22 protein-coding genes and 1 pseudogene are annotated in these 24,022 nt (G+C 46.6%); all 23 read right to left on the bottom strand.

All coding sequences use genetic code 11. The features are described 5' to 3' along the window. Nucleotides 1-198 (bottom strand): hypothetical protein (locus VSQ61_RS03195; protein WP_334342992.1); only part of this gene is annotated, 198 nt, incomplete at its 3' end. Nucleotides 199-635: 437 nt separating this feature from the next. Beyond that, nucleotides 636-905, bottom strand: a complete 270-nt coding sequence (locus tag VSQ61_RS03200) for a hypothetical protein (RefSeq protein WP_334342993.1) — start codon at nucleotides 903-905, stop codon at nucleotides 636-638. Then, entirely contained in the window at nucleotides 902-1,051 is a 150-nt protein-coding gene (locus VSQ61_RS03205; RefSeq protein WP_334342994.1) for a hypothetical protein, read from the bottom strand. The genes VSQ61_RS03200 and VSQ61_RS03205 overlap by 4 nt, the downstream gene beginning before the upstream one ends. Nucleotides 1,052-1,361: 310 nt before the next feature. Then, nucleotides 1,362-1,544, bottom strand: coding sequence for a hypothetical protein (locus VSQ61_RS03210; RefSeq protein ID WP_334342995.1), 183 nt, complete (start codon nucleotides 1,542-1,544; stop codon nucleotides 1,362-1,364). After that, the gene (locus tag VSQ61_RS03215; RefSeq protein WP_334342996.1) at nucleotides 1,541-1,831 is read right to left on the bottom strand and encodes a PIN domain-containing protein; all 291 of its coding nucleotides are present in this window, start codon (nucleotides 1,829-1,831) and stop codon (nucleotides 1,541-1,543) included. The genes VSQ61_RS03210 and VSQ61_RS03215 overlap by 4 nt, the downstream gene beginning before the upstream one ends. 447 nt (nucleotides 1,832-2,278) lie before the next feature. Next, nucleotides 2,279-2,617: pseudogene (locus VSQ61_RS03220) on the bottom strand (DUF6075 family protein); the annotation flags it as partial. A 254-nt stretch (nucleotides 2,618-2,871) separates the two neighbouring features. Further along, on the bottom strand, nucleotides 2,872-5,499 hold the full coding sequence (ppdK, locus tag VSQ61_RS03225; protein ID WP_334342997.1) for a pyruvate, phosphate dikinase: 2,628 nt from the start codon (nucleotides 5,497-5,499) through the stop codon (nucleotides 2,872-2,874). Between the two features lie 305 nt (nucleotides 5,500-5,804). After that, nucleotides 5,805-7,463 carry a diphosphate--fructose-6-phosphate 1-phosphotransferase gene (locus VSQ61_RS03230; RefSeq protein WP_334342998.1) on the bottom strand — a complete coding sequence of 553 codons (1,659 nt, stop codon included), beginning with the start codon at nucleotides 7,461-7,463 and terminating at the stop codon, nucleotides 5,805-5,807. Nucleotides 7,464-7,556: 93 nt separating this feature from the next. Beyond that, nucleotides 7,557-8,945 (bottom strand): glycine--tRNA ligase, encoded by a 1,389-nt coding sequence (locus tag VSQ61_RS03235; RefSeq protein WP_334342999.1) that lies wholly within the window; start codon nucleotides 8,943-8,945, stop codon nucleotides 7,557-7,559. A 19-nt stretch (nucleotides 8,946-8,964) separates the two neighbouring features. Continuing rightward, a complete protein-coding gene (locus VSQ61_RS03240) occupies nucleotides 8,965-9,558 on the bottom strand; it encodes a hypothetical protein (RefSeq protein ID WP_334343000.1) in 594 nt (197 codons plus the stop codon). 174 nt (nucleotides 9,559-9,732) lie between these two features. Then, a complete protein-coding gene (gene recO, locus VSQ61_RS03245; RefSeq protein ID WP_334343001.1) occupies nucleotides 9,733-10,383 on the bottom strand; it encodes a DNA repair protein RecO in 651 nt (216 codons plus the stop codon). Next, on the bottom strand, nucleotides 10,328-10,516 hold the full coding sequence (locus VSQ61_RS03250; RefSeq protein ID WP_334343002.1) for a hypothetical protein: 189 nt from the start codon (nucleotides 10,514-10,516) through the stop codon (nucleotides 10,328-10,330). The genes recO and VSQ61_RS03250 overlap by 56 nt, the downstream gene beginning before the upstream one ends. Before the next feature lie 363 nt (nucleotides 10,517-10,879). Continuing rightward, entirely contained in the window at nucleotides 10,880-11,791 is a 912-nt protein-coding gene (gene era / locus VSQ61_RS03255; RefSeq protein ID WP_334343003.1) for a GTPase Era, read from the bottom strand. Between the two features lie 148 nt (nucleotides 11,792-11,939). Beyond that, nucleotides 11,940-13,496, bottom strand: a complete 1,557-nt coding sequence (locus VSQ61_RS03260; RefSeq protein ID WP_334343004.1) for a Na+/H+ antiporter NhaC family protein — start codon at nucleotides 13,494-13,496, stop codon at nucleotides 11,940-11,942. 85 nt (nucleotides 13,497-13,581) lie between these two features. Further along, entirely contained in the window at nucleotides 13,582-16,503 is a 2,922-nt protein-coding gene (locus VSQ61_RS03265) for an insulinase family protein (protein ID WP_334343005.1), read from the bottom strand. A 228-nt stretch (nucleotides 16,504-16,731) separates the two neighbouring features. Then, nucleotides 16,732-16,989: an HPr family phosphocarrier protein gene (locus VSQ61_RS03270; protein WP_334343006.1), complete on the bottom strand. Its 258-nt coding sequence runs from the start codon at nucleotides 16,987-16,989 to the stop codon at nucleotides 16,732-16,734. Between the two features lie 193 nt (nucleotides 16,990-17,182). Continuing rightward, on the bottom strand, nucleotides 17,183-18,802 hold the full coding sequence (gene ptsP, locus VSQ61_RS03275) for a phosphoenolpyruvate--protein phosphotransferase (protein ID WP_334343007.1): 1,620 nt from the start codon (nucleotides 18,800-18,802) through the stop codon (nucleotides 17,183-17,185). 448 nt (nucleotides 18,803-19,250) lie between these two features. Continuing rightward, entirely contained in the window at nucleotides 19,251-19,982 is a 732-nt protein-coding gene (gene nagB / locus VSQ61_RS03280; RefSeq protein ID WP_334343238.1) for a glucosamine-6-phosphate deaminase, read from the bottom strand. 101 nt (nucleotides 19,983-20,083) lie between these two features. Then, entirely contained in the window at nucleotides 20,084-20,218 is a 135-nt protein-coding gene (locus VSQ61_RS03285) for a hypothetical protein (protein WP_334343008.1), read from the bottom strand. A 150-nt stretch (nucleotides 20,219-20,368) separates the two neighbouring features. Next, nucleotides 20,369-20,701 carry a DNA-directed RNA polymerase subunit omega gene (rpoZ, locus tag VSQ61_RS03290; protein ID WP_334343009.1) on the bottom strand — a complete coding sequence of 111 codons (333 nt, stop codon included), beginning with the start codon at nucleotides 20,699-20,701 and terminating at the stop codon, nucleotides 20,369-20,371. 93 nt (nucleotides 20,702-20,794) lie between these two features. Beyond that, nucleotides 20,795-21,421: a guanylate kinase gene (gene gmk / locus VSQ61_RS03295; protein WP_334343010.1), complete on the bottom strand. Its 627-nt coding sequence runs from the start codon at nucleotides 21,419-21,421 to the stop codon at nucleotides 20,795-20,797. A gap of 10 nt (nucleotides 21,422-21,431) precedes the next feature. Continuing rightward, on the bottom strand, nucleotides 21,432-22,310 hold the full coding sequence (locus VSQ61_RS03300) for a YicC/YloC family endoribonuclease (protein WP_334343011.1): 879 nt from the start codon (nucleotides 22,308-22,310) through the stop codon (nucleotides 21,432-21,434). A 257-nt stretch (nucleotides 22,311-22,567) separates the two neighbouring features. Further along, nucleotides 22,568-24,019, bottom strand: a complete 1,452-nt coding sequence (locus VSQ61_RS03305) for an N-acetylmuramoyl-L-alanine amidase (protein WP_334343012.1) — start codon at nucleotides 24,017-24,019, stop codon at nucleotides 22,568-22,570. Nucleotides 24,020-24,022: the final 3 nt, after the last annotated feature.

The following is a 24,022-nucleotide window of genomic DNA, read 5'->3' on the forward strand; positions in this document are numbered from 1 at the left end:
AAGATAAAGATACGAATGGCCGGAACTTGCAAGCTTCTTCCCCAGCCTCTCCCGTATAAAGCAGCCAATCTCACTCTCCAAAACCTTACCGCCCTCATTGGTACGAACAATGCCCTGATTAATCAGCTCTGATAACCTCTGAGGGGAAATACCAGCTATCCTGGCAAACTCTCTGTAGACAAAATATCTCTCCGCCATATCAAACACCTGCCTTTACTAAAATTCTACTTGTAGTAATCCATATCAGCTCCAAACTCGTCATCTTAACAAGGTTAGGTGCAGTTTGACATATCAGAGGGGCAGTACAATTATAAACAGGTGCAGTATAAACATTCAGAAATACAGAACAATCCCCGACAGGAGCGAAAAAATCCTTCAGAATGCCACTATAATTTTTAATAGGAGCAGAAAAAACAAGCAGAGTCGCAGAAAAATCGTAGATGAACAGACTTTAAAACAGAAACTCAAAATATCAAAACTTTACCAGATAACTCAAAGAAAATATTCACCTTTTACATAGAAAATAAATATATTTATACCATGTTGATTTTCTAATATCCCTAAGATGTCTTTTTGAGTATATGACAACTTATATACTATACAAGAAACCATTATAAAAAATAATACCTGCTTAATCAGAAAAAGTAAACTATCTGGTTAAGTGGGATCTTGTCCCCCCCCGAAATTTGTGCCTGTTTTACATACCTTTTCATAACACTGGCAACGTAAGCCAAAGCTCCATGTAAGTTGTACGCCCCACTCAGAGTTTCAAAGTCTATTACGCTTTGTAATAACTTATCCTCTTCAGCACTGGTTAAAGTACCATTTGCCTTAATGCTCTCTGTATGCTCACCGAAAGGTATCAGCATACTATTTAATAAATCTCGTGCATCTTGTTTTGTCATATTGACCACCTCCTATGAAGTCCTCCCGCCGCAGTTTCTTCCATATCTTCTTCCGTCTCAATTGGAATCACAATTACCTTTTGATTTATCTTTAGAGGGGTATCTATGCGAACCGCCGTTCCGTCATAATATCCAGTTACTGACATATTTTCACCCGCCTTTCTTAATCAGATCATAACATCCTATTGTACATCTATCCAGCAAAGCATTCGCACTTTTACCCCAGAATTCCGGCCTTATACCCCAAATACTCCTAAAAACAGCCCATCCAGGGACACAAAACCTCTGAATGGGCCATTTTCAACAGTCTTTCTACACTTTCAAGTTACTGAACACTTGTTCGCTTACCTGCGGTGATCGCCGCCTGGGCGGTATATGGCGGTCAGTAAGACACTGTATACCACTCATTTATTCTACAATATGAGAACCATTCTCTATTGCGCTATTTTATCTCATTTAGCGTGCCTCCTGAAGTCTTGCCGCTTCAATTTCACGCTGAAATGCTCTTCCTGCTTTATTGTAGTAATCCATTCGTTCCTCGTCCGTCATATGCTTTGTCATTTCATAATTATATTCTCGTAATTTGTGAATATCTTCAATAGTAAAATTTGGACTCAAAACAGGTTTTTCCATAATCATCCCTCACTTTCCAATAATACAGACGGACTCCATATCTCTATCGGCTTGTATCCTTCCAGATTTGTAATCGCCCTTACTCCACGAATCGTCTTGATATTTACAATATGCTTAAAATTCCATGATATGATGCAGTCACAGTTATTCACCACAGCGGCTCCAATATGCTGACAATCATCAAAACTCTTATTTGTAAGCACTCCCATAGCAATAAGCTGGTGCGCCACATCTAATACATCTTTTGTAATATCATAACTTTCATATTGTATCTGCCATTTTTTCAGGCACATCTTCCTGCATCAGATGACTGATAACAGATGTATCTAAATACACTTTCAGTTTTCTACCCATATTTTCACCTGTCCTTTATATATTAATCATAACATCAGAAATTATATCCTGCAATAAAAAATTACGAAAAAAGAACTGCCCCAACGGAACAGTTCTCTCACCATACTGCTATATGTACTTTACTCTGTCAATTCCTTGATTTTAGCCTCTTTCTCTTCCTTTGTGATAAGGTTCATATCTGCCAGTTGCTGTACTTTGCGGATTTCCTCAAAATTATCATATTTCTTTTTCGCTATGGCAAGCTTCACCTCATATTCGGACTGTGACATAAGTTCCATTGCCAGTGCTTTATCCAGCTTTGCTTTTTCTGCAAGATATGTTTCCTCTGCCTGCTGTTTCTCCCTGAGAACAGATTTATTCTTTATCTCTTTTTCAAGTTCTACACCTATCTGCTCATCCTTGCGCTTATAATCATCAACACTTGGCGTTCCGTCCGTGTAAAGGTTAAAGGCAAGCCTTACCACCCGGACACTGCCGCTTGTCTGCCAGCCCTGATGCAGACACTCTGTTTTGATGTACCCGGACTTGATATCATAAATCTGTCTGAAATGATTCCTTGTGTCCTCAGATATGCCGAGAATGTAAATCAACGCCTTGTGGTAGCAGTCCTGATACCTCGCCTGTTCCAGTTTCTCAAAATAAAACTTCTCATGTTCCTCGTTTGCAAAAACCATGTGTGTGTTGTTGGCGCTCTGCGCCCCTGCTCTTAACGCTGTGTTGTTCATGTGTGAACCTCCTTTGATTATTTTGTTTGTGTATATAAAAAGGACTCTATCCTTTGTTTGGGATAGAATCCTTTGAAAAAACCACGAAAAAAGGGGAAAACTCTCAAATGAATTTTCCCCTAATCGTTAAAGATAGATTTTACAAACGAAATCCTCAAAGCGGTTCGCCTTTGTGTACTCCGGACGATGTGCCATGAAATCATTCACATCAGCTCTGGTTATCAGATACTCCGTAAAGTACATATATTTGTAATCTACTTTCCTACATTGTTTATCGCCGCCTGGGCCGCCGCCAGCCGAGCAATCGGCACACGGAAGGGTGAACAGCTCACATAGCTCAGCCCCGCCTTATGGCAGAATTCGATAGATGAGGGATCTCCGCCGTGCTCTCCGCAGATACCAAGCTTGATATCCGGTCTGGTGGCTCGTCCTTCCTCAACTGCCATCTTCACCAGCTTACCAACGCCATTCTGATCCAATCTTGCAAACGGATCAGACTCGTAAATCTTAGACTTATAGTAGGAATCCAGGAACTTACCTGCATCATCACGGGAGAAACCGAATGTCATCTGAGTCAGGTCATTGGTACCAAAGGAGAAGAACTCAGCCTCCTCGGCAATCTCACCTGCCAGCAGTGCCGCACGGGGAATCTCGATCATGGTTCCGATATGATACTGAATATCCGAATTCTTCTCTTTCTTCACCCGCTCTGCAATCTTAACAACCATCTCTTTTACGAACTTCAGCTCTTTCTTATCTCCAATCAGAGGAATCATAATCTCCGGAACGATATCATAGCCCTTCTCTTCCTTTACTTCAATAGCCGCTTCCATAACCGCACGGGTCTGCATTCTTGCAATCTCCGGATAGGTAACAGCCAGACGGCATCCACGATGGCCCATCATGGGGTTGAACTCCCGAAGCTCATCACATCTTGCCTCAACCTCTTCCGGTGTCATATGCATATCCTTTGACAAGGCCTTAATATCCTCCGGATCGGTAGGTACAAACTCATGAAGAGGCGGATCCAGGTAACGAACTGTCATGGGCTTTCCTTCCAGAGCTTCATACATGGCCTTAAAATCGCTCTTCTGATAAGGAATCAGCTCCCAGAGAGCTTCCTCTCTCATCTCCTCGGTCTCAGAGAGAATCATCTTCCGAATCTTCGGAATACGCTCCGGCTCAAAGAACATATGCTCTGTACGGCAAAGGCCGATTCCCTCTGCCCCAAGCTTGATGGCATTCTTCGTATCTGCAGGAGTATCTGCATTGGTGCGCACACCCAGAGTGCGGAACTCATCCGCCCAAGCCATAATACGGCCAAAGTTACCGCTTACGGACGCTTCAACAGTCTTAATATCCCCAAGATAAATCTTACCGGTAGAACCATCCAGAGAAATATAATCACCCTCTACAATGTGGTGTCCGCCCAGATCAAAGAACTTTGCTTCTTCATCAATCTTGATCTCTCCACAGCCGGATACACAGGCAGTTCCCATACCACGGGCTACTACTGCCGCATGGCTTGTCATACCGCCCCGTACAGTCAGAATACCCTCTGCCGCATGCATTCCCTCGATATCCTCCGGAGAAGTCTCCAAACGTACCATGATAACACGTTCGCCCTTCTTCCGTGCATGCTTTGCATCCTCTGCGGTAAAGTATACCTTGCCTGCTGCTGCTCCCGGAGATGCGGGTAAGGCCTCTCCAATCACCTCTCCAGCCTTCAATGCCTCCGGATCAAAGGTGGGATGCAGAAGCTGATCCAGAGACTTGGCCTCAATACGAAGTACAGCTTCCTCCGGTGTAATCTTTCCTTCATCTACCAGATCACATGCGATCTGAATCGCTGCAGGTGCCGTTCTTTTTCCATTCCTTGTCTGCAGGAAGTAAAGCTTGCCCTCCTGAATGGTGAACTCCATATCCTGCATATCACGATAATGGTCTTCCAGACGACCCGCAATCTCCATAAACTGCTTAAAGCACTCCGGAAGATCCTCCTCCAGCTTTGTAATCGGCTGAGGTGTACGGATACCTGCTACAACATCCTCGCCCTGAGCATTAATCAGATACTCACCAAAGATGCCCTTCTCGCCGGTAGCCGGATTTCTGGTAAATGCAACGCCGGTTCCGGAAGTATCTCCCATGTTTCCGAATACCATTGCCTGCACGTTAACTGCGGTTCCCCAATCACCAGGGATATCATTCATACGGCGGTATACAATGGCACGCTCGTTATCCCAGGAACGGAATACGGCCTTTACGGCCTCCATCAGCTGAATCTTGGGATCCTGTGGGAATTCCTCGCCCATCTTCTCCTGATAAATGGCTTTGTATTTTGCAATAACCTCTTTCAAATCATCTGCTGTCAGGTCGGTGTCAAACTTCGCACCCTTTGCTTCTTTGACCTCGTCCAAGATTCCCTCAAAGAAAGTCTTGCTCATCTCCATAACAACGTCGGAGAACATCTGGATAAATCTGCGATAGGAATCGTAAGCGAATCTGGGATTGCCTGTCTTCTTTGCAAAACCCTCCACCGCCTCATCATTAAGGCCAAGGTTCAGAATCGTATCCATCATACCAGGCATGGAAGCCCTTGCACCGGAACGTACGGAAACCAGAAGGGGATCTTCCGTATCACCAAAAGTCTTGCCCTGAAGCTTTTCCAGCTCTGCAAGTGCTGTAAAGATCTGCTCCTTGATCTCATCAGAAATCTGCTTTCCGTTGTTGTAATAGTCAGTACATGCCTCTGTGGTAACGGTAAAGCCCTGGGGAATCGGAAGCCCTAAGCCTGTCATCTCTGCTAGGTTCGCACCTTTTCCGCCCAGAAGATTACGCATCTCTGCGTTGCCTTCTTTAAATAAATAAACCCATTTTGCCATGTTGCTGTTTCCTCCTGAATAATAATTTCATTGGTGCACATTCTGCGTAGGAAATGTACACGAGGGCTTGTCCTTTTAACCAACCGCACGGCTCATTGCCTACACGCAAAATGTGCGCCGAATATGTGGTCAACGACCCAACCCTGCGCACATACTTAGTGTAACATATATGTAAAATTTGTCAAGCCATTTTTAGCATATTTTAACAACAAAATCGGGTGCCGAAGCACCCGATTTTGTTTATTTTTTAACATTTATTCCGTTGCTGTCCACACCATGGTATTCACAGTAACATTTATTCCAACTTATGCTTTCTCCAGTGCAAGGGTTCTGGTAGTAAGATCGCACACCTCTGTGGGGCCATAATACTGAATAGCTCCCGGGAATACGTAAGCAGTCTCCACCGCCCACTCATCTCTGTGTGCCGCAAAGTATTTGAAGGGCTTTCCATCCAGTTCCACAAGTGCCTTCTTGATAACCGGCTTGTCCGAACCGTGTCTTCTCTCAATGTTCATCATCTTGGTAATCGGCATACCGCCCGCAACCCACTCTTCCGCCGGCTTGGACAGGTTGGAAACCTTGGAAAGGTAGCCATTGTAGCCATACTGGATCAGCATGAACGCATTGTAACCAAGAGAGTAGCAATAGTCGGCATCAAAATTGGACGGGAATGCACATCTTCCCTCATAGCCAAAGAAATGCGTCTGGACTGCATACTTGCCCCCATAAGTTCCTGCCTCTTTTCTAGCTTTCAGCTTGTCGCCTACGAGAGCCGCAAACAGTTTCTCGGACTCAATCAGGGAAACCTGTACATTGCCATGAGGATCTCTCTCAAGGAAAAGCTGCTGCTGAATCGCCTGCGGAAGAATCGCAAATACTTCCATAGCCTCCCCCGAAAGTCCTTTCTCGATAAAGGCATACTTCTCGCTCCAATTGGGAAGTACATTAAACGCATCTGCCTTGCTGCCTGCCAGAAGTTCGTTGATCTCGCCGATCAGGGCAGAGAACTCCGGAACGAACTCTACCACGCCCTCCGGAATCACCACAACGCCAAAGTTAAGGCCCTTCGCCGCTCTTTTCTCTACGGAATCCGCAATATAATCTGCGATCTCGGACAGGGACTGCTTCTTTTCCTTAACCTCCTCGGAGATCAGACAGATATTCGGCTGGCACTCCAATGCGCACTCCAGCGCAACATGAGAAGCGCTCCGCCCCATAACCTTGATGAAATGCCAGTATTTCTTAGCAGAGTTGCAGTCTCTCTCAATGTTTCCAATCAATTCACTATAAGTCTTGGTTGCCGTATCAAAACCAAAGGAAATCTCAATATCCTCGTTCTTTAAGTCGCCGTCAATGGTCTTCGGGCACCCGATGACCTGTACACCCGTGTTGTGCGCCGCCATGTACTCTGCAAGCACGCATGCATTGGTGTTAGAGTCGTCGCCGCCGATGATAACAATAGCAGTAATGCCGTGCTTCTTGCAAACCTCTGTTGCAATCTCAAACTGCTCTTCGGTCTCCAGCTTGGTTCTTCCGGAACCGATGATATCAAATCCGCCGGTATTTCTGTACTGATCAATATAAGCATCCTCAAACACAATATAATTATCCTCAATCAGTCCGCTGGGACCTCCCTTGAAACCGATCAGGATATTCTCTTTGTTGGTCGCCTTCAGCGCATCGTACAGACCGCACACGACATTATGTCCGCCAGGTGCCTGTCCGCCGGAAAGGATCACGCCGACTACCTGCTTCTTAGCGGCAGAAGTATTTTGTCCCTTCTCAAAAGTAACCTCAGGCTTTCCGTAAGTGTTCGGGAACAGTGCTTTAATTTTCTCCTGATCCGCTGCGCTGGTGGTAGCGCTTCCCTCTTTAACGGCTATCTCGGTGATGCCATTTCTGAGCATTGCCGGAAGCTTCGGAACATACTCATATCTTGCTTTCTGAAGTGGTGAAAGATTCATAATCATACTCCTTTGTTATTTTTTACAGAGCTTTAAATACTCTTATTTTAAACTATCACTATTTGGCAATTTCGTCAACCTTCGGCTCATAGCTCAAAACTGAAACTTATCCGCAAAATAAGCATCCAGCTCATCAATCTTCACACGCACCTGAGCCATGGTATCCCGATCACGCACGGTTACTGCCCCATCCTCCTCAGACTCAAAGTCATAGGTTACGCAGAAGGGAGTTCCAATCTCGTCCTGACGGCGATAACGCTTACCAATGTTGCCTCTGTCATCAAACTCGCAATTATAGGTCTTACAAAGCTTCTGATAGATAGCCTCCGCACCCTCATTCAGCTTCTTGGACAGGGGAAGCACACCAATCTTCACAGGTGCCAGCGCCGGATGGAAATGCATAACCGTACGCATATCACCGCCCTCCAGCTCCTCCTCATCGTAAGCCGCACACAGGAAAGCCAGAACCACACGGTCCGCACCCAATGACGGCTCAATAACATAAGGAATGTATTTCTCCTTGGTCTCATCATCAAAGTAAGACAGATCTGCCTTCGATACATTCTGATGCTGAGTCAGGTCATAATCGGTCCGATCCGCAATGCCCCACAGCTCACCCCAGCCAAAGGGGAAGAGGAATTCCAAGTCTGTGGTAGCCTTGCTGTAAAAGCTCAGCTCTTCCTTTTCATGATCTCTTGCCCGAAGCTCATCATCCTTCATGCCAAGAGACTTCAGCCAGTCAATGCAATACTGCTTCCAGTAAGCAAACCACTCAAGATCCGTATCCGGCTTACAGAAAAATTCCAGCTCCATCTGCTCAAACTCCCTGGTACGGAAGGTAAAGTTCCCCGGTGTAATCTCATTCCGGAAGGACTTTCCGATCTGAGCGATTCCAAAAGGAACCTTCTTTCTGGAAGTTCTCTGAACATTCTTAAAGTTTACGAAAATTCCCTGCGCTGTCTCAGGTCTTAAATAAACGGTATTCTTCGCATCCTCGGTTACGCCCTGGAAAGTCTTGAACATCAGGTTAAACTGACGGATATCCGTAAAATCATGCTTTCCACAGGAAGGGCAGGCAATGGCATGCTCGTCAATATAAGCCTTCATCTCCTCCTGGGACCAGGCATCCACAGAACCCTCCGCCGTAATCTCATTTTCCTTCATATAATCTTCAATCAGCTGATCCGCACGGAAACGGGCCTTACAGCTCTTGCAATCCATCAGAGGATCCGAAAAGCTTCCCAGGTGTCCGGAAGCCACCCAAGTCTGGGGGTTCATAAGAATCGCACAGTCCACACCTACATTGTAGGGATTCTCCTGTACAAACTTCTGCCACCAGGCACGCTTTACATTGTTCTTAAGCTCCACACCCAGATTACCGTAATCCCAGGTATTGGCGAGACCGCCGTAGATCTCGGAGCCGGGATAAATAAATCCCCTAGCCTTTGCCAGAGCCGCAATCTTGTCCATTGTCTTTTCCATTATTCTATCTCCTCTTCACTTATTTATAAATAATACAGGCCTGCTTTGTTTCTTCCTTTACAACTGCCTTCTTCTTTTCCAGAATCACAACACTTCCCGACGGACTTACACATAGAATATCCTCCGGGACTTGTACTGAAATAGCTTCATTGGTTATCAAAACCTTCAGGCTGCCCGGATTGGATAGCTGGGTGATATCTGTCAAAGATCCGTCCGCACTTAAGAATTCTCCATCCAAATCATAGCCGGCCTCCCCAGCCTCTTCTATGGTTCCCACAAACAGCACCGCATTGCTGTAATCCCCATAATACTTTTCATAATGCCGGGCCTCCGCAAATTCCAGCTGCATCACAATCGTTCCCTCTTCCGCTTCCAGTGTTTTAAGTGTCAGCGCATCGGAGCCCTGATTCCGGTTGTAGTTTCCAATCTCCTCTTCAATGTCTTCCCGAAGCTCCTCCGTATCATAAAACTCCTTGCCGAACTCCTCTACTACCGTGTAAGTAACCACTCCCTTTTTATCTACAGCAATGGTATTCTCCTCCGGTATCTCTTCGGAACATCCTGTCAGGAAGAGACAGAGCATCAAAAGACATAAACTCATTAACTTTTTCATACAATTACCTCCCCGCATATGAAAGTCCCATATCCTGCTGTCCATACCTTGCATATATCCCTCATACAGCTCCTTTTAGGATATGCAGATTTCATCTAATAAGGTATATGTTGCGCCTATGGCTTCTGCCGTGACCTTCATTCCATGATAGTATAGCGTCTTTTCCCTTTTTTTTCAACTCATTTCCACCAGAATATCCAGAGATTTGAATTTTCCTTCCATATAAAGGTCCCTCCATCGATGGAGCACAAAACGAAGTTCTCCCAAGACTCCTTCCGATACGGTAAAGGTATACAGCTTCTCCGGCGGGGAAGCCACAATAAAAGACAGGGTATACCGGGCGGAATCGCTAAGCTCAAGTTCATCAAATTCTACCGGGCATTCCCCATTTAACACCAAGGTTTTCAATTCATATATGTAGCGAACCAGCTCATCAGGAATATGGGCATTTCCAAGGGCACGAAGAGACTGGTACAAAAGCTTCAGCATGGGAAGCTCGTCATTGGCTTCTCTTGTATAATACTCCGCCACCTCGCAAAAATAGAAGCCATAGCAGGCCCCTTCCACATCCGCACTCAGCTCGGAAAAATAATTGAGCACCTTGGCCTGCATGAGATTAAAGGAACTGCGCCCCTCATAGACAAAGAATTCTCCAAATACAAAAGAATTGCATACAGCAAGAAGAGAGCTGTTCTGACGTCTGGCTCCCTTCGCAAACACTGTAATTTTTCCCCGTTCCTTTGTCAGCACAACCAGCCGCTTATCGTAATCATTGTACGGATATGCTGCCAGAATCATGCCTGTCACTGTGATTGTCTGTCCCATACTCTGTCTCTTTTTTTGCCTGCGCCGCTTCCGGCCCTCTCCTGTCCAGCCGTGACTGCACTCTCCCTACGGACTCCCGGTAGGAAAGATAATCCTTCACTGCGCCTGTCTCCTCAAACTGTTCCCATGTCATTCTTATCGCCTCTGTTCTATCTATAATTAATATATCTTAACGGACGAAGTCCGCCCACCCCGAAGGAGTATATCAATAGAATCTCCATGAGAACTTTTCTTATCCTGTTAAAAAACTACCAGTTCTTTTTTATAAAAATGCCTTGACAAAATCTGTCCCTTGGTATGCATTTAAAAAACCTTTATTTTATGCCTTTTTCGCTAGTACAACGAAAATTAAGTTTTGGATAGCTTGACGCAGAATATTTTTCTGAGAGTGCTGCTTCACAAACGCAATCGCAGCGGTGGCTGCGGCGAGGCTTGGGGAGTAGTGCTATCAGGAAAATAGGCAAGTCAAACTGCCAATAACTTAATATTCGTTGTACTAGCCTTCCAGCTCTTTCTTATTATATCCAAAATTCTTTATCAGAAAATCGCTGTCCCGCCAATCCTTCTTAACCTTCACCCAGAGCTGCAGATTCACCTTGCCCTCCAACTGCTCCTCAATCTCATACCGGGCGGCGCTTCCAATCTTTTTCAGCATGGCTCCCTGCTTTCCGATGATAATCCCCTTGTGAGAATCCTTTTCACAGATAATAGTAGCCTCAATATCCGTCACCTTACCACCAGAACGTGTCTTCATACTCTCAATAGAAACCGCTATTCCATGAGGTATCTCTTCATCCAGACAGCGAAGGGCCTTTTCCCGAATCAGCTCCGCCACAATCTGGCGCATGGGCTGATCCGTTATGGTATCCTCATCATAAAAGCTTGGACCATAGGGCAAATACTTAAAAATCTGCTCAATCAGTACCTCCGTATTATCCCCCTTAAGGGCCGATACCGGCACAATTTCATGAAAATCATAAATCTTCCGGTAAGCATCAATAAAGGGCAGCAGCTCTTCCTTCTTCACTTTATCAATCTTGTTAATAACCAAAATGACCGGTGTCGTGACTTTCTTAAGCTGATCCGCAATATGCCGATCCCCTGCCCCGATAAAATCCGAGGGTTCCACAAGCCAGAGGATCACATCCACCTCCTTAAGCGTCCGCTCCGCCACATGAACCATATATTCTCCCAGCTTATTCTTCGCTTTATGAATACCAGGCGTATCAACAAAGACAATCTGCCCTGCCTCACAGGTGTACACGGTCTGGATCCGGTTCCGAGTTGTCTGAGGCTTATGGGAGGTAATGGCAATCTTCTGACCAATCAGCTGATTCATCAGGGTCGATTTTCCTACATTCGGCCTGCCCATGAGCGTGGCAAAGCCTGATTTATTGTCTGTCTTCATCCTTTCCTCCTTCTGACACAATTCCCAAAGGATACCATCTATGGAACAATTACCGCCCACCGAAACACCGGTAAGCGGTAATCCTTCTCATACGGTAATCTTATTTAACGCCCAGGGAATTTTCATGGATTCCCCATAGGCTTTCCCATTAAAACTTCACCTGAGAATAATCAATACTGTCCTTCTTACTCTGCACACGATTCAGCACGAACAGCGCTGCCAGAAGAAGAGCAACCGACACAATCAGCGGCACCACCATACTGCCGCCCATAAGCCCCATCAGCACATGGCCAACCAGACAGCATACCAAAACGGTAGATGCATAATACATCTGAGAGGATACATGATCCAGATGGTTACAGCCTGCTCCCGTAGAGGACAGAATGGTTGTATCGGAAATGGGAGATACGTGGTCTCCGTAAACCGCTCCGCCTAAGGTACACCCAAAAATAGGCAGAAGCAGATGCTGTGTCTGGGGCGCACTTGCAATGGCTGCGCCAATGGGAATCAGGATTGCCATGGTTCCCCAGGAGGTTCCTGTTGAGAAACCAAGGAAAGCAGCCACAACCATAATCACTGCCGGCAGCAGGAACGTCGGAAATGCGGAGTTGGAAATCGCATTGCCTACCAGCTCTCCCGTATTCAGGTAATCGGAACTGCACACACCGCCGATGGTCCAGGCAAGAATCAGAATGGTAAATGCCGGAACCATGGACTTAATGCCTTCCGTAATACCACCCATAAAGTCTACAAAACTCAGAACCTTTCTTGGAATATACAGAATAAAGGTTACTACCAGCCCCAGAAAGCTTCCAAGAACCAATGAAAAGGAAGAATCGCATTCGCCAAAGGAAGACAGGAAAGGCGTACCGGAGAAGCCGCCGCCTGTATAAACCATGGCAATGACCGTACAGACAATCAGGGCCAGAATAGGAATTACCAAATCATACACTTTTCCCTTTAATGCCTTTCCTCCATTGTTGCCCCCGAAATCATCCGTTACCACATTTTCCGTATGGGTAAACAGGTCGCCCTTCTCAATGGCATTTTTCTCAAACTTTGCCATGGGACCGTAATTCAGCTTGGTCAGGCAGACAACCAGAATCATAATAATGGTTAAAATAGCGTAAAAGTTATAGGGAATAGTCTTCACGAAGGTCGTCATTCCGTTTAGCCCGGTAGCGTCCGCCATATAGGAGGCCACGGAAGCGCCCCAGCTTGACACCGGCGCAATAATGCAGATAGGCGCTGCGGTAGCGTCCAGAAGATACGCCAGCTTCGCTCTGGAGATGCGGTGCTTATCCGTCACCGGACGCATAACCGTTCCCACGGACAGACAGTTGAAATAGTCATCAATAAAAATCAGGCAGCCAAGAGCGCTGGTAGCAAGAGCCGCTCCCCGTCTGGTGGTAAGCTTTCTGGAAGCCCACTCCCCATAGGCTGCGGAACCGCCGGCACGGGTCACAATCACAACCAGCGCACCGAGAAGTCCCAGGAAAATCAAAATGTTCACATTGTCGCCAATCTTATTTCCCATCAGTTCAAATGTGGCGGTTACCATGCCGACCACATTGCCCTGGCTGTAAATCAGGGTTCCTGCAAGAATTCCAATCAGCAGAGAGGAAATCACCTCTTTGGTAATCAGCGCCAGCCCGATTGCGATAATCGGCGGTAAAATTGACAGAATCAGTTGTAAGATATCCATTTGCAAACTCCCTCCTTTGTATTTCAGCGCTTTCAAAATTTTTGACATCTGCATTTACCAAAACCCTGAAAGCCCGTATTTATGCTCAATGAAACAGATTTCTCACCGTTTCAAACAGCTCCTTTTGTTCCTCCAGGCGTTTTTCATTTCCGATAACACAGAGGTTATTTTGAGACAGCATAGCTCTAAGGTAAGGCGCCAGCGCCCGAATATCCTCACACTCACAGGAAAGCACCTGAGCCCGTTCCCTCTGCACCATCTCATAGTCGAGGCCCATTAACCACGCTCCCATAGAGCGGGCTCCCTTTGCATTGGGATTGAGGGGGGTATCCAGATTGCTGATCGTGCCGATGATATACTTGGTCATATCACGATCCGATACCTCAAAGCTTTCCGTGTAGCCCACACTTTCCTCAAATACCCGGTTCGTTTTCTCCAGATTCGGATCCCGGTAGGACATCATATAGGCTGAGCCGTTTCGGGTATAATTGTTCATACAGCCGTAAGCGCCGCCCTTCACACGGACATTATTCCAGAGATAGTCATAGCTCATAATAGTCCGAAGCACTGCCAGCGCTCCCGTATAGGGCAGCCCCGCAGCACGGAAGCTTCCGGCTCTGGCTACATACTGGATCTGTGATGAGGTTTTAAGGCCCTCATTCTTTTGCAGGGCATGAAGGGTCCAGCTCTCTTTCGGCACCGGCTCCTGGTGAAGCGCCGGAATCAACGCTTTCACCTGCTCCTTCATAGCCTTAAGGCTCTTTTCTTCTGCCGTGTAGCTGATCGTCAGATTCTCCCTGCGGAACAGGCACCTGGTCAGCTCTTCCAGATTCTCTGCAATCTCCTCCCAGTTCTCCTTAAGCTCCGTCTCCACCTTCTCCATAAACTCATAGAAAGCCACGCCGCCTGTCTCATCCGAGAAGCAGGAGCTTTCTGAAAAATAGGACACGGCACGTAAGGCTGCCATAGAATGACCGGAAGTCATAAATACCATCTGAAGCCTGGAACGTGTCTCTGCGGAAACCTCCGTAAGCCGCTTTCTGTCCCGCAGCTTTGAGGTCAGCAGCATTTCTTCCATCATGGAAAAGGCTTTCGGAAGCTCCTCATAGAGAGCTTTGCAGCGCACCTCAAACATGGCCTGATAACTTCCCGGCTCTTTTAAGCTTTCATAGGAATTAACTCCGCAGAAGATCCCGCCTGTATGCAAGTTCAGCTCTGTGGCAAATTCTCCATAAGTGTAATGCTCCGTATCCACATTGCCAAGAACCGCCTTCAAAAGTCCCAGATAGGGCACAAGTCTCTTTGGAATCTCGCCCGCCTGGAACATGAGATTTATATAGCCGATTCCATTGGTGAAGAGATCATGGTGCACTACCTTAACATCCTCCACCAAATGCACCTCATTTTGGAAAGGAAGGGCTTCCTTCCCAATGTCCTCACGCTCCAGAAGTGGAATCTTCTCTAAATCTTCTTGGCTGGAAGGCTCACTCTGATATTCTTTCAGATGCTTTGTAAAGGCAATCAGCTCCGCAATCTGCTCTTTGCCAAGACTTTCTTTATACTCCTTAAGACGCTTTCCAAGAAGCTCCTCCTGTTCAGCCGTCAAGCCTTTTTTAGGTCGAATAATTACAATAGAAGCATGCGGATTCTCAAGAAGATACGTCCGTATCAATCCTTCAAAGTATCCCTTATCCGCCTGCTCTTTTAAGAAAGCAAAGGTATCCAGGGCCTCCAAATGAAGAAATACCGAATTGTCATCATAAAGCCAGCTGTCAAATGCCTGCAGTCCATACATCAGTCCTGCCGGATAGGTGCCGAAATCCGCTTCCCGATAGCGGAATTCAAAATAGTTGATTCCTGCCCGAAGAGCCTTCACATCCAGGCCCTCCTTTACAAGTCTCTGAAGAGTAGTCTCAATCACCTCTACAAAGGCTTCCTTTTGATCCTCATTGGCCTCCTTTGCAATAATGGAGAAAATAGGCTGCTTCACTCCATTATCATAGGAGCTCATAATATCCTTACCGATTTCCGCATCCAGAAGAGCCTGCTTTAAAGGCGCTCCCGGCATGGAAAGAAGCACGTATTCCAATACCTGGAAGCCTAAATACAGCTTCTTATCCATGGTATCTCCCACGGATTTATTATAGGAAAGATAGGTTTTATCCTCCGTTCCCTCCTCCTCGGAAACAGAGTACTCTCTCACTACTTCTCTGGTTTTCTCAAAGGGTTTTTGCGTCCGCACTTGGGAGTCCACCGGCAGGCAGTCATACTTGCTCAGATAATTTTCGTCAAGCCAACAAAGCTTCTCTGCCATATCGCAGTCCCCATAGAGGAAAATGTAGCTGTTGGAGGGATGATAGTAGCGGCTGTGAAAGTCCAGAAATTCACTGTATTTCAAATCGGGAATCGCTTCCGGATCTCCGCCGGACTCGTTGGCATAGGTGGTATCCGGATACAGGGAATTCAGGATCTCCCGTTCCAACACACCCTCCGGGGAGGAAAATGCTCCCTTCATCTCATTGTACACCACGCCGTTTAAGGTCAATGGCCCGTCCTCGGATTCCAATTCGTAATGCCACCCCTCCTGACGGAAGATCTCTTCCTTCTCATAGATATTGGGATAAAAAACCGCATCCATATATACGTGAATCAGATTTTGAAAATCCCGATCATTGCAGCTTGCCACCGGATATACTGTCTTATCCGGATAGGTCATAGCATTTAAGAAGGTATTCAGGGAGCCCTTGGCCAGCTCCACAAAGGGGTCCTTTACCGGAAACTCTCTGGAACCGCAGAGGACGGAATGCTCCAAGATATGGGGCACGCCCGTATCATCCGGCGCCGGGGTGCGAAAGCCGATATAAAAGACCTTGTTGTTGTCCTCGTTGGAGAGCAGGCAGACCTTTGCTCCGGTCTTTCTGTGCTTCAGATAGTAACCGGTGGAGTTAAGCTCTCCTATCTCTCTTTTCTCTATCAGTTCATATGCTTTTAGCTGTTCTACTGTCATGTTTTCCTCTTTCTTGCATGCTTTAAGTATTATGGAGATAAATTTAGGAAACCTACGCTTCCAACTCTATGCTTCGAACCATTCTGCTTTTGCAATGCATAATATCTGGTATAGTATACCACCTTTTTCTCCGGTTTAAAAGAAAAAAATGAGAGCAGGCATAAAAAATACCGGAAAATCATAATTCCACGATTCTCCGGTATTCATTCTAACTGGCTAAGTTATCTCTTATAAATTCTCCTTGAAGAATGTCTCAATTGCTGCTGCCGCTGCATCTTCATCCTCACCGTCGATGGTTACGGTAAGCTCAACACCCTTCTTAACACCCATGGACATAACAGCCATGATTCTCTTAGCGTCTGCCTTCTTAGCACCGCTGTCCAGAGTAACTGCGCTCTTAAACTTTGCAGCTTCCTTTACCAGCAGTCCTGCGGGTCTTGCGTGAAGTCCTAACTCATCCTGTACTACATACTTAAACTCTTTCATTTTTCTGTCTCTCCTTTATGTTTATTCATTTTTGCAACTGTCCGGGCAGCTATCGCATAATTGCTGCAGTCAATTCAACTGCCGCAAGCTTGCAGCTGTCCCAAACAATTATTCACAAATTAGCTTATAATAATACTTTCGCTTACGAAATCCGTTTATTTTGAAAGGATTTCAAAGAGCAGCTCTTTTTACGCTACTCCGCATCCCGAATCTTCTTACGCAGCTCCAGCGTAAATACGGGAGATACGGAAAGCTCGTCAATGCCCATCTGCAGGAACCGGCGTGTCAGCTCCATATCCGCTCCCAGCTCACCGCAGATTCCGCACCATGCGCCATGCTCATGGGCGCACTCGATAGTTCTCTGAATCATCCGAAGCACTGCCTCATGGTGAGGATCGTAAATATTATCCAAAGACTGATTCTGACGGTCAATAGCCAAAGTGTACTGAGTCAGATCGTTGGTTCCGATGCTGAAGAAGTCTACCTCTGCCGCCAGCTTATCCGCAATCATAACTGCCGCAGGCGTCTCAACCATGATACCAAGCTCCACATCGCCAAAAGGAATATCTGCTTTTGTCAACTCAGCCTTTACTTCCTCCACGATAGCCTTGATCCGCTTTACCTCATCCACAGAAATAATCATAGGGAACATAATGGAAGCCGTACCGTAAGCGCTTGCCCGGAAAATAGCTCTAAGCTGAGTCTTAAATACCTCTGTCCGCTCCAGACAGATACGGATAGCACGGAATCCCATAGCCGGATTCTCTTCCTTGGGAATATTAAAGTAATCCGCCTGCTTATCGGCTCCGATATCCAGGGTACGGATAATAACCTTCTTTCCGTTCATCTTGGAGATTACATTCTTATATACATTGAACTGCTCTTCCTCTGTGGGATAATCGTCTCTTCCCAGATACAGAAACTCGCTCCGGAACAGACCAATACCCTCGGAGTCATTCTCCAGAACGGAATCCACATCCTCCTCGCTGCCGATGTTTGCGTACAAATGAACTACCTTGCCGCTCTTGGTCACAGTGGGCAGTCCCTTTAGGCTCTGAAGCAGCAACTTGCGCTCTTCCTCACGCTTTTTCTTCTCCTGCATAACAGCCAATGTTACTTCATCCGGATCAATGTGGATCTCTCCGGTAAATCCGTCCACAACAGCCATCTTTCCGTTTAGTTCCGTGTTAAGCTCAATATCCGTAGTTACCAGACACGGAATGTTCATCATACGTGCCAGAATAGCCGTATGGGAATTGGCGGAACCTTTCTGGGTTACCAGAGCCAGAATCTTATCCTTTTCAAACTGTACCGTCTCACTGGGGGCCAGATCCTCGGCCACAATAATCACCGGTTCCGGCATAGCCTCCGCACTTACCTGTGTACCGCTTAAGATGGCAATCAAACGGCCGGAAATGTCATTGATATCCGCAGCACGCCCCCGCATGTAATCGTCATCCATGCTTAAGAAAATAGCCGCACACTGTTCGCCTGTTACAAATACGGCATACTCCGCATTGACCTTATCCTGCTCGATCATGCCCGTAATGCCTTCTACGAAGTCCAAATCCTCCAGCAGCATCTGATGGGCCTCAAATATCTCTGCCTCTGCCTCTCCCACGTCCCGCATGGTCTTTTCCTTCAGCATTGCCAGCTGCCCTGCTGCTTTCTCTTTTGCTGCCATATAGCGTGCAATCTCTGCCTGCGGATCCTCAATGGCTCTCTTTTCCACTACCTGTGTCGCCTTTTTGTACACGAACACCTTTCCGATTGCCACTCCGGCAAATACGCTTTTGCCCTGACGTGTTTCCATAGAATTCATACCTCCCTGTTTCATTAATTCCGGTAAATAAGTTTACCTTTCGCATATCCAATGGATATGCTGCATTACATCCCCATAGGGATAGGCGGGCTGCGCCCGCTAAGGTACACCCTGCGGTATCCCGTAATACATACCCCTTCGGGGCGGGCGGGCTGCACCCGCTAAGGCATGCCCTCAGCATACAGAAAGATATACCTTCTCCTGCATATTGAGGGCAACACTTGAATTGTAAATAGTATACTAGTTTTTACCACAAAAGTCAATGGCATTTGGGACTTATGACCACTCCCGCTTTAAATTATGAAAGCAAAATCTGATATATTAATTAAAAAGGAGCCTTTGCGAAACAACTCCTTGCAAAAAACTCCTTTTTTTTACATTTATAGAACAGAACATCTGTGAAGCTGCCTGTTTTGCTCGGCATCCAAAGGACAGCAGGCTATCTCTTCACCTTGGACAAAGCTGCCGGATCCGCAATCACAGTTACATCCGGATGGAACTGAATGATAGAGGCCGGAACCTGTGGCGTCACCTCACCGCAAAGGGCTGCGGCCGTAATGTCCGCCTTATCCTCGCCGCTGATAATCATCAGAAGCTTTCTGGCACGCATAATGGTTCCGATTCCCATGGTATAAGCCTGACGCGGCACCTCATCCGCAGACGCAAAGAAACGCTTGTTGGCTTCAATGGTCATCTCTGTCAGATCCACGCAATGGGTATCGCCGTCAAAGAAGCTGTTGGGCTCGTTAAAGCCAATATGTCCGTCATGTCCGATTCCCAAAAGCTGAATATCCACGCCGCCTAAAGAACGGATCAGTTCTTCGTAACGCCGGCTTTCCTTTGCCGGATCCGGCTGTGTACCGTCAGGCACATGGGTTCGTGAGGGATCAATATTGATTCTGCTGTACAGGTGCTTGTTCATAAAGTAGTAGTAGCTCTGATCGTTGTCGTGATCCAGTCCCCGATACTCATCCAGATTCACGGTAGCAGCCTTGGAGAAATCCAAATCTCCACTCTTGCACCACTCTGCCAGACAGTCATAGGTTCCGATGGGTGTGGAACCTGTAGCCAGTCCCAATACGCTCTCCGGCTTCAAGGTTACCTGCGCCGCCAGAATATGAGCCGCCTTTCTGCTCATGTCCTGATAGTCTTTTGCTTCAATAATTCTCATCATTTTTCCTCCATTCTCATTTTGCAGCCCCTTTTTCAGTGCAACAATGCTATAAGCAGACTGCCTGATTGCTCTTATCTTAACAAAATACCCAATTACTGTCAATCAATTACTGTCTTCCGCTCGCAGGCTGCCTGACAGTGTTTCTTATGGCAGGCAATTCCGTAGGCATAGACTGTTTTCATCCCTTCATCGAAAAGTCTCTGCTCATATCGCTTTTTCCAAATCTGCTCCATAGCTTCCCTGCCGCAAAGCTTCCCATGCTTCCTTCATTTCAACACTATCTTATCACAGAAGAAATATGATTACAATTAAACAAAACTGCCCGATTTTTTATCATCGGACAGTCCCGCTGCTATTTGCTGATTTCTTCGTATATGTGTTTTCTATTCCTCACTCTCCGGGCTCTCTGCTGCCGCTTCTTCCTCCACAGCAGGCTCCTCGGAGACTTCCATCTGCTCCTGTACCTCTTCCTGTAATTCTTCCGCATCCTCTTCGGAAACAATCTTTACCTGGCCGCTCTCAAGCTCCTGAATTGCCATAGAAAGGGGTTTCTTTCCATTCCCCGGCACTAAGGGCTGTTCGCCCGCTATGATCTGGCGTGCACGCTTGGAGGTTGCCAATACGATTGAATACCGGCTGTTCACTACGGGAGTTTCTCCTTCCTCCACGCCGCTGTTTACAACTTTCATTAAATCTGTGTATGATGGATGTAACATTGAATCACCTTGTCCTTTCCAAACGGTTTTATTCATGCGGCCATATCCTGAATACCTTTTAAGCCGCATCTTAATATAACACCGCTTATAATTTTATTTTGAAAATGCTGTTAATTCTCTGCGAATATTCTCTATCTGCTCCCCGCATCGGGATGTCCGGCTGTGTTCACATTGCACAATCCGGTGCACATACTCCACGCAGGCATCCAGATCATCATTAATCACAAAGTAATCGTAATCCTCGATTCCTTCTGCTTCCTGCACGGCCCTGTTAAGGCGGTTTGCAATTACCTCCGGGCTCTCTGTCCCCCGCTTTGTCAGGCGACGCTTTAGCTCATCCGCACCAGGCGGCGATACGAAGAGCAGCACAGTGTCCGGAAACTGCTCCTTTACTTTCCTGGCCCCCTGTATCTCAATCTCCAGGATCACGTCCTGACCCTCACAGAGCTTCTGCTCCACATAGGCTTTGGGCGTTCCGTAGTAATTCCCCACATAGCAGGCATGCTCAATAAGCTCCCCGTCCGCTATCATCCGCTCAAACTCTTCTCTGGTTTTGAAAAAGTATTCTCTGCCTTCTTCCTCGCCCTCTCTGGGCTTTCTGGTGGTTGCGGAGACGGAAAGGGCATAATTCTCATACCGCCTGAGCAATTCTTTCATCAGAGTTCCTTTTCCGGCTCCGGAAAAACCGGATACTACCAGCAATATTCCTCTTTTTTCCATACTGCCCCCTCTATTCGATATTCTGAATCTGTTCCCGTACTTTCTCTATTCCTGTTTTCAGCTCAATAGCCCGGTTAGATACTTCCAGATCATTTGCTTTGGAGAGAATTGTATTGGCTTCCCGGTTCATCTCCTGAGCAATGAAATCCAGCTTGCGCCCCACACTGTCTTTCTCCTGAAGCACTGCCTTTGTGTGCTGGATGTGGCTTCGCAGGCGTACCAGTTCTTCATCCACACAGATCTTATCTGCAAAGATGGTAACCTCTGCAGCCAGACGGCTTTCTTCAATCTGTGCGTCGGCGAGCAACTCATGTACCTTGTCCTCCAGCTTTTTCCGGTACTCCGACACAATCCGGGGAGAGCGTTCTTCGATGAATGCCACATGTCCAAGCATCTCATCCAGCTTATCAATCAAATCTCTCTTCAGATTCTCACCCTCCTTGGAGCGAGTCTCTACCATCTGTGTGCAGGCTCCTTTCAAGGCTTGCTCTAAAAGCTTCCAAAGCTCTTCCTCATTGTCCTCTCCTTCCTCCATCACCAGAACCTCCGGGTAACGGGAAAGGGCGCTGGCCTTTATATCATTTTCCAGACCAAATTCCTCTGCCATCTGATTCAGATATTTCAGATATTCCGTAGCAAGCTCCCGGTTGTATTTTAGAGAGCCTTTTGCTTCCGAAAGATCTTCACAGGTAATAAACAGATCTACTTTTCCTCTCTGGAGATAGGTCTTTAAAAGGCTGCGGACGGCTGATTCAAAAAAGTTCAGCTTTTTCGGCATCTTGATGTTTACATCCAGATACCGGTGATTCACGGATTTCATCTCTACTGTCATTTTCCGGTCGCCCTCGGATACCTCACAGCGGCCGAAGCCCGTCATGCTTTTTACCATAGTGGTTTCTCTCCTGTACGCTGCTCATTTGGATTTTATTATAGTTGAAACGGGGACTTGCGTCAAGGGCATGGGGACAATATTTTCCAAAATTAGTTAGAATGGAGATTATGGAGACGGACGCCAGTGAACAGAAAAAACATATCCTTCCATGCTCCGCCATTGGGCTGACACGCCTGTCAGGATATGTTTTTTCTGTTCACTGGCTGATTTTGCTTTCAAATCTTTGCCTTTAGTCTTTCCTTTGAAATGTTATGTCAAAATTGGATGGGCTCTACTTCCTCCGTAAGAGACTCCATCTGATATTCGGGGAATTGATCCAGGAGTTCTTCCAGACACAGGCCTGTTTCTCCTACTACATCGTGAGCCAGCATGATTACTTTTTTTCTTCCAAGGGTGCTGGATACTGCATTTTGGATTAAGGTTTCTGCTTTTGGATTCTTTACTGCGTCCTCCAGGCTGGCGTTCCAGTCATAGTAGATATATCCCCTCTGTGTCATTTCTTCGGCGATCTGCTGGTAGACTTGTTTGTTATAGCTATTGATGCTGCCGCCGGGGAAGCGGAAAAGCTTTACTTCTATGCCTGTTGCTTCTCTTACAACCTCCTGTGCTTTTTCAAAGTCGGCAAGGTAGCTTTCTACGCTGGCGTAGAGTGCCTTGTAGTCATGGCTGTAGCAGTGAATTCCTATGGTATGGCCCTCGTCTGCAATTCTCTTTGCCATTTCCGGATGCTTTTCTACATTTTCTCCTACCAGGAAGAAAGTTGCTTTTATGTTCCGGGCCTTTAAGATATCCAGTACTCTGGCAGTATTCTCCTCAGAGGGACCGTCGTCAAAGGTCAGGTACATGGTTTTGGGGTTTAGATAGGCATCTATGCCTGCGGCTATTCCCTCTCCTAACTGTTCCTGATATTCCGGGGCCGCAAGTTTTCCACGCTCCGCCTTATTGGATAGAAATCCGGTCTCAATCAGGCAGGAGGGCATTGTGCATTCCCGAATCACATAAGGTTCCTCATTTTCTACTATTTCCCGGGACCTGGCGCCTGTATTTTGAACTGCGTATTTTTGGATTATCCGAGAAAGGCGTTCGCTTTCTTCTCCCTGGTTCTGGCTGCTGTACCAGACCTCAATTCCGTCCGCATCTGCTTCCTCACTGGAATTTTGATGAATGCTGATATAGAGATCAGCCCCTGTCTCATTGGCTGCTTTTGCTCTCTCCTCCAGGGTAAGCCCAACGTCCTCGTTTCGTGTAAGCCGCACCTGATATCCTTTTTCCAAAAGCTTTCTCTGTATTTCAAGGGCGATTCCCAAGTTGATCTCTTTTTCTTCCACGCCGCCCCCAGCACAGCCCTCATCCTCTCCTCCATGTCCCGGATCCAGGACTATCAGAATATCTCCCGGTTCTTTTTCCAGTGTTCCCAAAGGAATGCCGGGTACTGACTCCTGCTCGCTCTGAGGCAGCAGCGTCAGCTTTGTTGAATTAGTTCCTGCCATTGCTGCCTTGGATGTTTGACTCATTGCAGCCTTTATTTGATTGATTCGTCCTGCCAAAGGATTGACCGAAACAATTCCAATGACGGCAGCCAGCAAAAAAATCGCAATATTTTTCCCTGTCCTGCCTATTGATTTCTCCCTCCACTCAATAGGATCACTATATGCTCCAGCATATTCTATATACAAGTCCGATGTGTACAGACCGGATTTTCTCATTTG

The sequence above is a fragment of the Candidatus Merdisoma sp. JLR.KK006 genome (assembly GCF_036941035.1).
Lineage (GTDB): Bacteria > Bacillota > Clostridia > Lachnospirales > Lachnospiraceae > Laedolimicola.

Coding starts and splice junctions, on each gene's coding strand:
- VSQ61_RS03230 (WP_334342998.1), bottom strand. CDS start 7,463: ATGAATCTTTCACCACTTCAGAAAGCAAGATATGAGTATGTTCCGAAG.
- VSQ61_RS03235 (WP_334342999.1), bottom strand. CDS start 8,945: ATGGAAAAGACAATGGACAAGATTGCGGCTCTGGCAAAGGCTAGGGGA.
- VSQ61_RS03285 (WP_334343008.1), bottom strand. CDS start 20,218: ATGGAGCAGATTTGGAAAAAGCGATATGAGCAGAGACTTTTCGATGAA.
- VSQ61_RS03200 (WP_334342993.1), bottom strand. CDS start 905: ATGACAAAACAAGATGCACGAGATTTATTAAATAGTATGCTGATACCT.
- nagB (WP_334343238.1), bottom strand. CDS start 19,982: ATGAGAATTATTGAAGCAAAAGACTATCAGGACATGAGCAGAAAGGCG.
- VSQ61_RS03240 (WP_334343000.1), bottom strand. CDS start 9,558: ATGAAAAAGTTAATGAGTTTATGTCTTTTGATGCTCTGTCTCTTCCTG.
- recO (WP_334343001.1), bottom strand. CDS start 10,383: ATGGGACAGACAATCACAGTGACAGGCATGATTCTGGCAGCATATCCG.
- gmk (WP_334343010.1), bottom strand. CDS start 21,421: ATGGAAAAAAGAGGAATATTGCTGGTAGTATCCGGTTTTTCCGGAGCC.
- VSQ61_RS03305 (WP_334343012.1), bottom strand. CDS start 24,019: ATGAGAAAATCCGGTCTGTACACATCGGACTTGTATATAGAATATGCT.
- VSQ61_RS03205 (WP_334342994.1), bottom strand. CDS start 1,051: ATGTCAGTAACTGGATATTATGACGGAACGGCGGTTCGCATAGATACC.
- VSQ61_RS03210 (WP_334342995.1), bottom strand. CDS start 1,544: ATGATTATGGAAAAACCTGTTTTGAGTCCAAATTTTACTATTGAAGAT.
- ppdK (WP_334342997.1), bottom strand. CDS start 5,499: ATGGCAAAATGGGTTTATTTATTTAAAGAAGGCAACGCAGAGATGCGT.
- ptsP (WP_334343007.1), bottom strand. CDS start 18,802: ATGGAAACACGTCAGGGCAAAAGCGTATTTGCCGGAGTGGCAATCGGA.
- era (WP_334343003.1), bottom strand. CDS start 11,791: ATGAAGACAGACAATAAATCAGGCTTTGCCACGCTCATGGGCAGGCCG.
- VSQ61_RS03265 (WP_334343005.1), bottom strand. CDS start 16,503: ATGACAGTAGAACAGCTAAAAGCATATGAACTGATAGAGAAAAGAGAG.
- VSQ61_RS03260 (WP_334343004.1), bottom strand. CDS start 13,496: ATGGATATCTTACAACTGATTCTGTCAATTTTACCGCCGATTATCGCA.
- rpoZ (WP_334343009.1), bottom strand. CDS start 20,701: ATGTTACATCCATCATACACAGATTTAATGAAAGTTGTAAACAGCGGC.
- VSQ61_RS03300 (WP_334343011.1), bottom strand. CDS start 22,310: ATGGTAAAAAGCATGACGGGCTTCGGCCGCTGTGAGGTATCCGAGGGC.
- VSQ61_RS03250 (WP_334343002.1), bottom strand. CDS start 10,516: ATGACATGGGAACAGTTTGAGGAGACAGGCGCAGTGAAGGATTATCTT.
- VSQ61_RS03215 (WP_334342996.1), bottom strand. CDS start 1,831: ATGTGCCTGAAAAAATGGCAGATACAATATGAAAGTTATGATATTACA.
- VSQ61_RS03270 (WP_334343006.1), bottom strand. CDS start 16,989: ATGAAAGAGTTTAAGTATGTAGTACAGGATGAGTTAGGACTTCACGCA.